The organism is Fructobacillus pseudoficulneus (assembly GCF_900108455.1).
Taxonomy (GTDB): Bacteria; Bacillota; Bacilli; order Lactobacillales; family Lactobacillaceae; genus Fructobacillus; species Fructobacillus pseudoficulneus.
Map to the genome: position 1 here is coordinate 60,069 of NZ_FNWS01000005.1, position 13,426 is coordinate 73,494.

At 43.4% G+C, this 13,426-nt stretch carries 10 protein-coding genes and 2 tRNA genes; all 12 read right to left on the minus strand.

All coding sequences use genetic code 11. From position 1 onward, the window contains the following. Positions 1-74: 74 nt before the first annotated feature. The 12 genes from BLW39_RS05170 to BLW39_RS05225 all read right to left on the minus strand — a co-directional run bounded on the left by BLW39_RS05170 (position 75) and on the right by BLW39_RS05225 (position 13,296). Positions 75-275, minus strand: coding sequence for a cold-shock protein (locus BLW39_RS05170; protein WP_059378954.1), 201 nt, complete (start codon positions 273-275; stop codon positions 75-77). 219 nt (positions 276-494) lie between these two features. Then, on the minus strand, positions 495-1,163 hold the full coding sequence (locus tag BLW39_RS05175) for a DUF4811 domain-containing protein (RefSeq protein WP_059378948.1): 669 nt from the start codon (positions 1,161-1,163) through the stop codon (positions 495-497). Position 1,164: 1 nt separating this feature from the next. Continuing rightward, positions 1,165-2,679: an MDR family MFS transporter gene (locus tag BLW39_RS05180; RefSeq protein WP_059378946.1), complete on the minus strand. Its 1,515-nt coding sequence runs from the start codon at positions 2,677-2,679 to the stop codon at positions 1,165-1,167. A 154-nt stretch (positions 2,680-2,833) separates the two neighbouring features. Next, positions 2,834-3,538 (minus strand): nucleoside/nucleotide kinase family protein, encoded by a 705-nt coding sequence (locus BLW39_RS05185; protein ID WP_059378943.1) that lies wholly within the window; start codon positions 3,536-3,538, stop codon positions 2,834-2,836. Next, positions 3,535-5,904, minus strand: a complete 2,370-nt coding sequence (helD, locus tag BLW39_RS05190) for an RNA polymerase recycling motor HelD (protein WP_059378938.1) — start codon at positions 5,902-5,904, stop codon at positions 3,535-3,537. Before helD ends, BLW39_RS05185 begins: the two co-directional genes overlap by 4 nt. Positions 5,905-6,100: 196 nt before the next feature. Continuing rightward, positions 6,101-7,318, minus strand: a complete 1,218-nt coding sequence (locus BLW39_RS05195) for a phosphoglycerate kinase (RefSeq protein ID WP_059378936.1) — start codon at positions 7,316-7,318, stop codon at positions 6,101-6,103. A gap of 196 nt (positions 7,319-7,514) precedes the next feature. Further along, entirely contained in the window at positions 7,515-8,993 is a 1,479-nt protein-coding gene (locus BLW39_RS05200; protein WP_074717810.1) for a leucine-rich repeat domain-containing protein, read from the minus strand. After that, on the minus strand, positions 8,896-9,378 hold the full coding sequence (locus BLW39_RS05205) for a hypothetical protein (RefSeq protein ID WP_059378929.1): 483 nt from the start codon (positions 9,376-9,378) through the stop codon (positions 8,896-8,898). The genes BLW39_RS05200 and BLW39_RS05205 overlap by 98 nt, the downstream gene beginning before the upstream one ends. Positions 9,379-9,546: 168 nt before the next feature. Continuing rightward, positions 9,547-9,618 (minus strand) — tRNA-Gln (locus BLW39_RS05210). 29 nt (positions 9,619-9,647) lie between these two features. Then, positions 9,648-9,730 (minus strand) — tRNA-Tyr (locus tag BLW39_RS05215). Between the two features lie 170 nt (positions 9,731-9,900). Further along, positions 9,901-11,787, minus strand: coding sequence for a M13-type metalloendopeptidase (locus tag BLW39_RS05220; RefSeq protein ID WP_059378923.1), 1,887 nt, complete (start codon positions 11,785-11,787; stop codon positions 9,901-9,903). 120 nt (positions 11,788-11,907) lie between these two features. Next, on the minus strand, positions 11,908-13,296 hold the full coding sequence (locus tag BLW39_RS05225) for an MFS transporter (RefSeq protein ID WP_242975643.1): 1,389 nt from the start codon (positions 13,294-13,296) through the stop codon (positions 11,908-11,910). Positions 13,297-13,426 lie beyond the last annotated feature (130 nt).

The window sequence follows — 13,426 nt, forward strand, 5'->3', positions numbered from 1 at the left end:
ACAACATTCGTCATGTGAATTCACCCAAACAAAAAACCCGGGAAACCCGGGTTTTTCTTGGACAAGAGTAAATCTTAGTCCTTAACGATGTTAACAGCTTGCAAACCGCGGTCTGAGTTTTCAACATCGAAAGTTACGGCTTGGCCGTCTTCCAAAGTCTTGAAACCGTCACCTTGGATTGCTGAGAAGTGTGCAAATACATCTTCGCCTGATTCGCGAGTAATGAAGCCGTAGCCCTTTTCGCTGTTAAACCACTTTACAGTGCCTTTTTCCATGATTGTTTCTCCTTGGGTCATCCCAAAATTATAGTTGTAATTAAGAATTGTTGGTATGACGCCTTCCGAAAAAAACAAATCAAAATCAAATACTTAATTTACACTCTTACTTTATCATAAAATTATAATCTAAGCAAACGCTTTCACCGACTTTTTTAGAACGGAACTAATGTAAACAAAAAGAATCAAAAAGTACTTAATTAAGAAATTTTAATCACTTTATGAAGCGGACAAAATATCGCGATAGTGTTGAACCGTTGCTCGTGCAGCCCCGTCAGGATCATCCTGTGCCTGAGCTTTGACTTGTTGCAACCATTCGATAAAGTCAGCTTGTGTTGCCAAATTCGTAATCAGTCCCTTTAGGCGTTCACTTTCTTGAACAGAAAGTGCCAACCAAGTTGGTGGAACTTGATAAGTTACTTGAGAGTGCTTCAATTCATTGTTGTTATCGGCAATTCCAAAGAGGAATTGGTAGAAACCATTGCGGTAGACATAACGTTGCGTCTTTGTCACCTTAAAGGCTTGATTTCCCTGAATGTCTTGAAGAGCAGTGCTTGTCTTTAGATCAGGCTTGGCAACTGTTGCCGTCTTACTGTTTGCCTGATCACGGTAAATGAAGATTTTTTCCTTACCAGACGTTCCAACCGTTTGGAAAGAAAGCATCCCGTAAGTATTTTGTCCTTGGACTGAGTAAATTTGTTGCTTCGTCGTTGTTGTTTTAACCTTCATGCCAAAGTGATCGTGCATATTACCAATCACCAGCAAAACAGAAGCTACGACAACAAACATTGATCCGGCAACTGCCAAAATTCGTTTTTTCGGATCCTGAATCATCATCAAGGAAACGAAAGCCAAGATAACAAAGATAAATAGAATAAAGATAATCATCTTAGGCCTCCTTCTTTGACTTTGGTTCTGGGGTTGGATTAACCTTCCCATTGTGCATAAAGAATACCAAGACAAAGGCCACGAAGGCAAAGCAACCAGCTAACAAGAATGAAGCATGGAAACCATCTAGGCTGGCATTTAATGCCTTGGATGCGTATGCCAAAGGATCTCTCGTTTTGAGTGAATCACTTGGCAAGTTGTTATTGATTTGCGTTTGCATCACCGAGGCCAAAATGGCAGTTCCCAATGAAGCGGCAATTTGACGGGCCGTGTTATTGGCGGCCGTTCCCTGAGCCGTTTGATCAGTGTGCAAAGCACCCATGGCTGATGAGGTCAACGGCATCATCGTGATTCCAATTCCAACCATTCGAACCATGTACAAGGTTGTAATGTAGAAGGTTGGCGTTGTGGTCGTTAAGAACTGGAATGGAATGGTTCCCAAAAGAATCATAAAGAAACCAAATCCAGCCAAGCGCTTAGCCCCATACAAGTCGTAAAAGTAACCGGCGATTGGTGAGAGAACCCCAATCATCAAGGCCCCTGGCAAAAGCGTCAAACCTGAGTGGAAGGCTGACAAGCCACGCACTTGTTGCATATAGATTGGCAAAACCATTTCAACACCAATCATGGCAATGAATGTCAAAGAAACCAAGGCAGACGTTAAGGCGAACTGCTTGTTAGCAAAGACGGATACATCCAAGAATGGCTTTTCCATGTGCAATTGGTGCCGGACAAATTCAGCAATGACCAAGACACCAACAATCATTGGTGCGATTACCCAGGTAAAGTTTGACCAACCATAATTTGAAACCATGGCCGAACCAAACAAGAGCAATCCAAATCCAACTGTGGATTCAATTAATGAACGAATGTCCAAAGACATCTTGCGCGTTTCCAAAACATTGCGGAAATAAACCGTTGAAAGAACTAGGGCCAAGAGTGCCAATGGCAAAACGAGGCCAAAGATTGACCGCCAGTCACCACCAAGGGTCATCCCCCAAACGTGGTGCTTTGAGTCTAAAATCCACCCTGATAGGGTTGGGCCAATCGCTGGCGCCATCCCAATCACTAAGCCGACCATTCCCATCGCGCGACCACGCGAACTGGCGTCAAAGAGTGTTAAGGCAACCACCTGCATCAACGGCATCACAATTCCTGCCGCCATTGCCTGCAATGCCCGGGCCACCATTAAGAGCCAAAAAGCATTGGTTGGGGTTACCCACGCTACTGCCGTTCCAATCGAGTAAACCGTCAAAGCGGCCAAGTACAAGTACTTTGTTGGAATTCGAGTAATCAAAAATGCCGAAACAGGCACCATGATTCCATTAACCATCAAAAAGATTGTCGTCAACCATTGTACTGTCGCTGTATCGACGTTAAACGCAGTCATCAAGGTTGGCAATGCCGTTCCCAATGACGTTTGCATGATGATAATCAAAAAAGATCCAATCATCAACAAAGCCATCATCATCGGGCGGTTGATTGATTTTTCACTGTTGTCAGTTTTATCTGCCATTGTGTCCTCCATTATTTTTTCGGTAATAACTTAATACTTTTCCTAGTCAGTAAAAGTTCTAAAAATTGAACATTATTTTCTCGTTTTTCTAAACCCAGAAGTTAAGCATACCGCCAAATGGGGATTGTTGTCAAATTTGTAAAAATTGGTCTAATTATTTTTCAATGTTATTCGCCTGAATATCAACAACTTGATGATATCGGTCTAACTTTAAAAGCCAGCCAGCCTTGTTTTTAGTGGGTAGAATGAATCGATCGTAATTCGCTTGATTGGTTTGCTCCCAAACTTCCATGGCCAAAGCATATAAGTCTGCCACCGGCATTTCCCGGTATTGGTAACGCCATGAACTGGGCTCCTGACTGGCCTTGGCTGTTGCCAAAAATATTCTTTCGATATACCAGTCTTTAATATCAGTTATTTTAGCCTCAACAAAGATTGTTTGATCCAATAAGACTGAAGGCAATTGTAGGGCAACCACCCCTTCAATAATCAAAACATCCGGCCGGGTAATCTGGGTCACTTCGTTTGGTACGATATCCGCCAAGGTTTGAGAATACTTTGGGATTGCCTGTTGCTGTTCTCCTTGTCGGAAGGCTTCAATCACTGCCCCCAACTGGTCCAAATGATAAGTCACCGGAAAACCCTTTTGGTCAAACAAACCATCGTCTTGTAATTCTTGGTTGGTCTTTAAAAAATCATCTGTTGAAACAACCGTGACAGTCAGGCCCCTTTTCTCAAGGTCATGTGCTAAGTTTTCGGCTAAAGTTGACTTTCCAACTGAAACCGAACCAGTGATCCCAACCGTCAAAAAAGACCCTTGATGGGCCTGATAAATTTTTTCAACTAATTCTACTGTCATACTTGCTCCCGTGAATAGAGGTCCGCTGGGACATTGGCAATCAATGGTGACAATTCGCCCGCACCAATCAAAGTCAGCCGGTGCATTGCTCGGGTCGAAACGGTGTACAGCAACCGTTGCTGATCAGCTTGGCTGTAATGTTTAGCATCCGCTTGCCAAATAATGACGGCGTCAAATTCGAGTCCCTTGGCCAAATATGATGGAATAATCACCGCACCCGGTGCGAGTCGCTGGTTTTCGGAATGGATTAGCGTTACATCTTCTTCGGCCAAATTCTGAGCTAAGTCCTGAGCAGCTTGTAGCGTTTGCGTGATAATGGCGGTTTTTTCATCGTCGGCCGCATTTTCGGCCAATTGTTTTTTAACCGCCTGCAAGGCACCCGCTTCATCCTTGGCCAACTGCATTACTGGTAGTTCATCATCTCGGTTAAAGGCTTCGATTGCACGACCATTTTGCAAGAGTTCCTTCGAGAAATTCGTAATTTGCTCAGTTGATCGGTATGTTTGGCGCAATTCAATCAATTCAACCTTGTCCTGGTCAAAGAGTGAGGCAAAGTCTTGTTCCAAACTATTAGCCCAATCTTGTGTGAAAATCGCTTGGTTCAAATCACCCAAAACGGTAAATTTCGCATTTGGGAAGGAGAACTTCAAAAAGGCCAGCTGGAACGGCGTATAGTCTTGAATTTCATCAATGAAGAGGTAGCGAATGTCGCGCTGACCGTGCTTACCAGTAATTAAGTCATAGAGGTAAAGATAAACAGTCGTATTCGTCAGCGTTAACTTGTGCTCTTTCAAATCAGCAATCACGCGCTGTACATAGCTATCCCATTCAGCATTTGAAATTGAAAAGTCTGCCAACTTAATAAATTCTGGCAAGGCGCGCAAAAAGTCAACAAATTGGGTATTAATGTTGATAAAGCCTGAGCGCCGGATGCGCTTGGCAATCGGACGGAGCGCCTGAGTCACAATCTTCTTTGCTAAGAAGTTGCGCTCCTGCTTGTCTGACTTAAATTCTCGTTCCTGTGGCCCCTCGCCCAGCTGATGACGACGGGTTGCTGCCGCAGCGTCGCCTTCCTGGTCATCCCCAAGGCGGGTTGAACCGGCTCCAACCATTTCGTCGTACTCTTCCTTTGAAAGGTTTTCGATAGCTAATTCGACCCAGTCCTTCTTCATTTGAACGCCGACTTGGGCCCGCAATGAGCGTAGCAAGGAATCTTGGGTTGCTTCTAGGCGCTGTGATAGCTTGTAGTTACTATTATATTGGTAGTAAATTTCCAAGACTTTTTCCTTGGAAATCAGTGGTTCGCCACGGAAGTTCAGGCTCTTAGCCTGAAGACCACTTTGGTTGAGTGACTGCGCATAGCGGTTTGTTGCTTCAAATAACTCAAGAGACCCCAACATCCGGTCAATCTTTTCGTTTCCAGCCGTCTGTTCAAATCGTTCCGCCAAAGTTTGGACTGAGATCCGTGGCAAACGACGGGAAGCATATTGGAAAAAGGTCAATTGCACCAAGTTTTGCTCACCCAATTCCGGCAGAACCTGGTCGACGTAGTCATTGAAGAGTTGGTTTGGTGAAAACATCACGACTTGACCCGAATTTAACTTACCACGGTAACGGTAAAGCAAATAAGCGACACGTTGCATGATGGCCGCGGTCTTACCAGAACCGGCCGCCCCCTGGACAAAGAGTAGGTCTGCCGCGGTGTTTCGAATAATCTTGTTTTGCTCTTTTTGAATCGTTGTGACAATTGACTTCATCTTCGTTGATGATTCACCGGACAACGCGTTCAAGAGCATCGCATCCCCAATTGCTTCTTCCGTATCAAAGAGGGTGACAATCTTGCCCGATTCAATTTCAAATTGTCGCTTTAACGTTACGTTAGCTTGTTGTGGACCAACTGGGGTCAAATAATCGACCTTCCCCAACCCTCCATCATAGTAGATAGAAGCAACTGGTGTTCGCCAGTCATAAATCCAAAACTTCCCCGCCTCATCTGAATAAGACGCTAAACCAATATAAATCGATTCTGGTTTTTGACTTTCTTCTTGTGGGTCTTGAAAATCAATTCGCGCAAAATATGGCTTGTCTTCTTGCTTAGCCAACGTTTGAAAGCGGACTTCAGCACGTGACTTAGCTGCCTCGCGCTCGGCAATCGCCTGTTGTTGTTGGCGCACGGACATGGCTGTTTCGACAATCCCTGAATAGGTACTCGTCTTAACACGAACGTCATCCCAGGCGCTGGCAACGTTCTCTAATGAACCTTTTGACTTCTTGATTTCTTCCTTTGTTTCCTCTAACGAATGGTTAATTTTACCTAGGGTTTGATCTAAATAGGCTTGTTCACTGGTTAATTGATTGTTTGACACGGTGCACCCCTTCGAAAAATAAGTTGTTATTATTATACGCTAATTTCAGAAAATTAGAAAGACTATAAATACCAAACAAAATTGAGCAATTTGTTCGTTTTCCCTCTCATAATTAGCTTCTATTTTAACAGAATTTGCTGGAAAAACCGATTTTTATGTACAAAAAAAGACTGAGCGCGAACTCAGTCTTTCATTTTTACTTATCAGTCAATGACTGGATACCTGGCAAAGTCTTACCTTCCAAGTATTCCAAAGATGCACCACCACCAGTTGAGATGTGTGACAACTGGTCAGCAACACCCAAGGCTTGAACGGCAGCAGTTGAGTCACCACCACCAACGATGGTTGTTCCACCGTTCTTGGTTACATCAACCAAGGCGTTACCAATTGCCAGTGTTCCCTTGGCAAAGTTTTCCATTTCAAAGACACCCATCGGACCGTTCCAAACAACAGTCTTGGCATCTGACAAAACCTTCTTGAACAAGTCAATTGACTTAGGACCAATGTCCAAGCCCATGTAACCGTCAGGGATACCAGCGTCTGAATCAACAGTCACTGTCTTGGCATCGTTGGCAAAGTTGTCAGCAGCAACGGCATCAATTGGCAAAACCAACTTGTCCCCTGCTTCTGCCATCAATTCCTTAGCCAAGTCAACCTTGTCGGCTTCAAACAATGACTTTCCAATCTTGTTGCCCTTAGCAGCATCGAATGTATAGGCCATTCCACCACCGATGATCACCTTGTCGGCCTTCTTCAACAATGATTGAACAACTTCAATCTTGTCAGAAACCTTGGCACCACCAATGATGGCAACAAATGGACGCTTTGGTGTGTCAACCGCGTCACCCAAGAACTTGATTTCCTTTTCCATCAAGAAGCCGGCAGCTGCTTGGTCCACATTTGAAGCGATTCCAACGTTTGAAGCGTGGGCACGGTGAGCAGTTCCAAAGGCATCATTGATGAAGATATCGTCACCAAGTGAAGCCCAGTACTTACCCAATTCAGGATCGTTCTTTGATTCAAGCTTTACTTGTTCGCCATCATGAACATCTTCATAACGCGTGTTTTGAACCATCAAGACTTGTCCGTCCTTCAAATCCGCAACAGCTTGTTCCAACTTAGCACCACGTGTTTCAGGAACGAAGATCACTTCTTGTCCAAGCAATTCGCCCAAGCGCTTTGCAACTGGAGCAAGTGACAAGCCAGGCTTGTCATCTTCAGACTTGATACGACCCAAGTGTGAGAACAAAATTGCACGACCGTTTTCAGCGATCACGTGCTTGATTGTTGGCAAGGCAGCCACGATTCGGTTGTCGTTACCAATTACACCATCTTTAATTGGGACGTTAAAGTCCACACGCATCAAAACCTTCTTGCCATTCAAGGCCAAGTCAGTTACTGCTAATTTTGCCATAATTGCCTCCAAATATTCTTTGTTTAAACAAGACCAATTATAAAGCAAAAACCGGCAAATGTCTTGGGGTTCCCGCTAATTTATTTAAAAATTTCAACACCAATTTGCCTGATTTGTTGGACAATTTCTGACGGTCTGTAATCAAAAAGAAAAAGGCCAGCCGTTAACCGGCTGACCTCTTAATTGTCATTAAAAATTAGTGCTTTAATGTGTACTTGTTATCTTGACGAGCATGCTTCAAAACATACTTCTTGTCGCGACGTAATACCTTATTATTGATAAACATCAAGAAGGCCAAAAGCAAGGCAATTGGTGCATAAACTAATGAATGGTTTTGCATTGCTAAGCCAACACCAGTTGCCGGCAGGTCGCCATCCGCTTTCGCGTTTTGCGAAGCTTGCTTTTCTGGTGTAGTGGCTGTGGTTGAACTACCATTAGTGGTAGTTGTTGAATTACCATTGTTAGTCGTTGTACCACTTGTTGGTGTACTGTTATCGCTGTTCGAAGTAGAGTCAGTCTTAGTTGGGTTAGCAACTGTCACAGTAACGGTCTTTTCTGTCGACAAGCCATAACTATTCGTTACCTTATAAGTTACCTGGTAGGTGCCCGCCTTTGAGGTGTCAACATTGTTACTCTCAACGGTGATTTGACTTGTCAAATCCGTCTTAGCACTACCGTCATTTTGTTGATCAAAGGCCGTGACATTTGCCTTTGGATCGAACTTATCGCCAACCGTGAGGTTTTGATTATTGGCGTCAATTTCAGGATTGATCGGATCAACCCAGTCAATGTTGATGGTTCCGGTTCCGGTATATTGTCCGACCCCTCCCTGCCAGTTATAAGTAATCGTTGTTGGCAAGTTTGATGATGACGCAGGAACAATAAATGCTTGAATGCTTGAATCACTACTTTTTGAATCAGCTGCCGAAGCGGTTTGACCATTAAAATACTGATACTGTGCTACGGCTGAAGAAACATTTTTTATAGACAATGAACTGTTCGTTGGATCACTTGTCCCCTGATAGAGACCTGAACCATCATTCAAACCGATAAATGAACTGGTTTTATTTGGTACATTAACCACTTCGTTAACCGTTTGGCCCGCAGCCGGCTTCATTAACTTAACCGTTTCAGTGTACGTTTGATTTTGAGCAGATGTACTTGATGTTAGTTTATAACCATTCATGAAACTAATATCATAGATTTGGTTACCATCCACTTGGAAAGTCTGCAAACTTGGATACCGCGACTGTATACCAGACATGATATCAATGTTTGAAATTTGGTTATTACGAACACTAATTGACTTTAACTTCGTAAAGGTTGATTCCTTAAAAGCATCAATCTGTGCAATCTGATTATTATCAGCATAAATGTACTGTAAACTCGTCAAATTGGCTTGCGTAATTGGGGAAACATCACTAATTTGATTATAGCTTGCATCAATTGTTGTTAAAGCCGGCATTGACAAATTCTTAATGATTGAAATATCACTAATTTGGTTATTCGCAATATTCAACGTTTTCAAATTTGGCATTGATAAGCCATTAAATGCCGAAACGTCACTAATATTATTGCTATCTAAATAAGCATATTGGATATTGACTATTTGAATCCTGGTACTGGCTGATATTATTCTCTTCAGCTGAACGATTGGCCTGATTTTGATTACCAATTACCGTAATACTTTCAAGACCCGTTGCATAATGCAATCCCTGAATTGAACTAATCGTACCCGACGTGATTTTAACTGATTTTACTGTAGCAATATTAGTTGTTGTTAGCTGGCTTTCATCAATATTCAATTGAGTAGCAAATGCCTTTCGTAAGGTTTCATCAGGCATCCACGTTGCAGCGTCAGAAGCATCCCCAACCGCGTTTTGCGACGTTTGGTTCGTGGGATTGGCTGTATTAGTGGTATTACTTGTATTGGCAACGGCATGGGCTTGGACAGAATTAGCCATCAGCACCACGGTTGTCATCACTAAACCAGCAGAAAACAAGTTCCCTCGCCAACGTGGTTGAACTTTTGTTGAAAATTTTTGGACACGAGTCTGCATAGTTAACCTCTTTAATATCGTTCTCTTTGTTTCTATTATATTTCCTTCACAACAAAATTACAATTGTTTATTCTAAGAAACAGTTTTATTTCACTTGGAAATCAAGAGCTTAATTTAACACAGATAAACAAAAAAGACCAATCTATCACTAGATTGGTCTTTCAACGATTGCCCCTGCTGGGATCGAACCAGCGCATGGAGGTACCAAAAACCTCTGCCTTACCACTTGGCCAAGGGGCAATGCTTCTATTTTGCCTGAAGCGAGGCAATGGGAGCGGTAGGATTCGAACCTACGAACCCGAAGGAACGGAGTTACAGTCCGTCGCGTTTAGCCAGACTTCGCTACACTCCCATTTGCTAAACAACTATTCTATAATAACAACAAATGAGCAGCCTGACAAGCTTTTTTATTATTTTTAGCGTGTTTTTTTTGAACGCACTTTTTTAAGGACATTCCCACTAGCCAAAGCCGATTGAGCAATTGTTTGAAAACAAAAAAACGCCCTTCAGGGCGTTTTATTTTTACCAAATTTGGATTCGGTCTGCTGGGGCAACCCACATTCCATCACCCTCTTGCACTTCGTATGTCTCTTGGAAGTCATCGAAGTTTGGCAAAATCACATTTGTTCGCAACTTGGCCGGCGCATGGACATCCACTGTGGCCAGCATCTTCAAAAAGGCTGGCTCAGCTTTTTGCCGCCACAGGGTCGCAAAATTCGTGAAGAATGCTTTTGGATCAAAGTCTGACCGTTCCTTGGCAGCAGCCAAAGCGGCAGAAACCCCACCCAGGTCGGCTACATTTTCAGACACCGTCAAATGGCCATTAATTTTAGCACCAGCTGAATCTTGCCCTTCAAAACGGTCAATCACTGCTTGTGTCTTTTCTTCAAAGTTAGCAAAGTCTTGCTTCGTCCACCATTCCTTCAAGTTACCACGCTCATCATAACGGGCCCCATTGGTATCAAAGGCATGCGTGATTTCATGGGCAATGACCGTTCCAATGCCACCAAAGTTTTCACTGGCTGTTTGGTGATAATCATAGAATGGTGCCTGCAAGATGGCTGCCGGGAAAACAATTTGATTGAAGTCCGGTGAATAGTAGGCATTCACAAGGTCACCGGGCATCCCCCAACGGCTTTTGTCGGGCTTCTTGCCCCACTGAGCCAGGGTATCGGCAGTTGCTTCGGTTGCAAAAATCTGGGCGTTTTCTAACACAGACTTTGTTGGGTCAACGATTCGACCTTGCAAATAAGCAGGCAAGGCATCTGGATAACCCACCTTAACCTTCAAAGCGGCCAACTTAATTTTAGCCTTTTGGCGGGTGTCTTCAGACAACCACTTTTGGCTATTAAAACGGCCTTCATAAACCCCAATCAAATCATGGACCATGTTAGTTACGTCCAGCTTTGCTTCCGGTCCGAAATAAGTTTCACCATACCACTTTCCAACAGCCTGAGCGAAGAAACCGTGGGCCTGGCGGAAGGCCGCCTTGGCTTTATCCGTTGCTTCTTTAGCCCCCGAAAGTGTTCTACTATAAGTGCCGGCCAAGACACGGGTCTCATCACTCAAATAAGCTGAGACACCCAAGACATTTTGGACAATTGTCCAGGCCTTAATCTGCTCAAAGTTTTGACCATTGTAAACCTCAGCGGCCTTTTGATAGAAGTCACCATCATAGACAATCACCTTCTTTGGATCTTGACCCAAAAGTTCCGTGAAAACCTTCGTAATGTCATAATCCGCAAAACGTTCCTGCAACTCTGTCGTTGTCATTGGATGATAATTTTTCCATGAATCAGACAAAACTTCCCGGGAACTTTCACGGTCGGCCAAAATTTGATCAAAGGCTAAGGTCTTATCAACCAAATCCTGAGCTTTTGCCTCAGCAAAACCAAAACGAACAAGTAAATCATGGGTCATCTTTGACCAAACACCAAGCAGCTGTTCTTTTTGTGTTTTATCTTGGTAGGTTGTGACATCTGGCAAAATAATTCCAGGTCCTGAAACCCACAACTCATTCCGTTCCGTATTTTTTGAATCCGGCTCAATATGAATTGACAAAGGTGTATCATAACCTCCCTTAATTAAGTCCGCTTCTTGCTCTTGAAATTCTTCCCAGCTCGAAATTGCCTCAATTTTTTCGATAAACTTCTTCACTTGACCGGCTTCATCAGCACCCCGCTTGGCCCAATCGCTTGTCAAACGGTGCATCGCTACAAATTGTTCCAAGGCGGGAACAATTTTTTCGCCGGCTTCGATTTGAGCCAAAACACCACGCTCCAAATTTTCAATTTTATCGGCAAGATCATAAAAACCACCCGTAGCCGGCTTATCAGCCGGAATTTCTGCTTTTTTGATCCAATCCCCGTTGACTGCGTCATAAAAATCGTCTTGATACTTTGCTGTCATCACATTCCCCTCCTAATTGCTATATCGTTACTTGATATTATCCCCATTTATGTGAAAAAAGGCAAATTTTTCTAATTAAAAAAGCAGAACAAAATCGCTCTACTTTTTATTTTATTAAATTTATTTAAGAGTTTGTGCGCCGGCATCCTTTGGTAAAGTTAAGACTTCAATTAACGGATACAGCGAAGCGAGGCCAATAATCAAGAAGGTCAAGCGGTAAGCCATAGCAGTTTGGAATGTCTGTCCTAAAATCGCGACAATGGTTGCGACCAGGCCGACGCCTAAGGCTTGGAAAAGCATTTGCAAAACCGACGTCATGGTATTAGCGGAATTCTTCTGTTCTTTTGACAGTTCAGAAAACGACAGCGAATTATAGGCCGTCAAGGCCAATGACCGGCCGACCCCTGAAACGAATGCGACAAAGGCAATCCAGGGCTTGGCGGTCCCCATTTGAAAGGCAGCCATCAGCAAGGTAGCGACCGTTGCTAACGACAGTGCCACGGTCAAGGCGTACTTATAACCCAGACGTTGGATAATTGCTGTTGTAAACGGTTTAATGGCAATGTTTCCCACAAAGATAAAGATAACGTAGGTTCCAGCAGCAACCGGTGACCAGTGAAAGGCAACTTGCAGGAGCAAAGTCAGCAAGTATGGCAAGGCCCCAATCGTCATCCAAAAGATTGACCCACCGGTCTCGTAAATCCGAAAAGTTTTTACTTTCAGTGGTTCTAGGGAGAAGAGTGGCTGCTTTCCTTTTTGCAAATGGCGCCAAGCCAAAACGCAGAAGAGCAAAGCCAAAAAGAAGATGAGTGCTCCCCAAAAGATTAATGATAAGCCGCGCGCCAAAACTTCAGAGGCAATTAATAGACCGCCACCAGCCAAGGCGACCAGGCAAAAGCCCAACAGGTCAAATGGCAGATCCTCACGCTCATTATCATCTAAAATAAAGACAATTCCCGTCAAAATGATCAGCAAACCGATTGGCAAATTCAAAAAGAAAATCCAATGCCACGATAGCGCACTAATCACATAGCCGCCTAGCAACGGTGCAATGGCCGGCGCCAATAGAGCTGGCCAAACCAAGTAAGATAAAATTTGTAGCATCTTTTTTGGTTCGGTATTCTCTAAAATAATCAATCGGCCAACTGGGACCATCAATGCTCCCGCCATACCTTGAATTGCTCGCATAACCAATAAGTAGGTCAGGTTATTGAACAGGCCGGCCAGAACTGATGAAATTGTAAAAAGACCAACTGCCAGCAAAAACAAATTTTTCCGGCGAACTTTCTTAGACAACCAGCCAGATAAAGGTATAAAAATTGCCGAAAACAGCATATAAACCGAAACCAGCAACGACGCCGTACTTTGGTTGACCTGCAAATCAGTTGCGATTTGGGGCAAAGCTGTGGTGACAATTGTCGAATCCAGCATTTGCATAAAAAGTGCGGCCGCAACGACTAAGGCTGCCTTTTTCATTTGCACAAAATTCATTTGCAAATTTTCTGTCATGAAGACTTTTCCTCGATTACTTTCTTAACTATTTTCCTTTAAAATTCTAACTTTACAAGAATCCATTCTATACTCATCATTTTTAAAAAACAATTCAGACAAAAAAAGCCCGATTGAGCTTTTTGTTTAC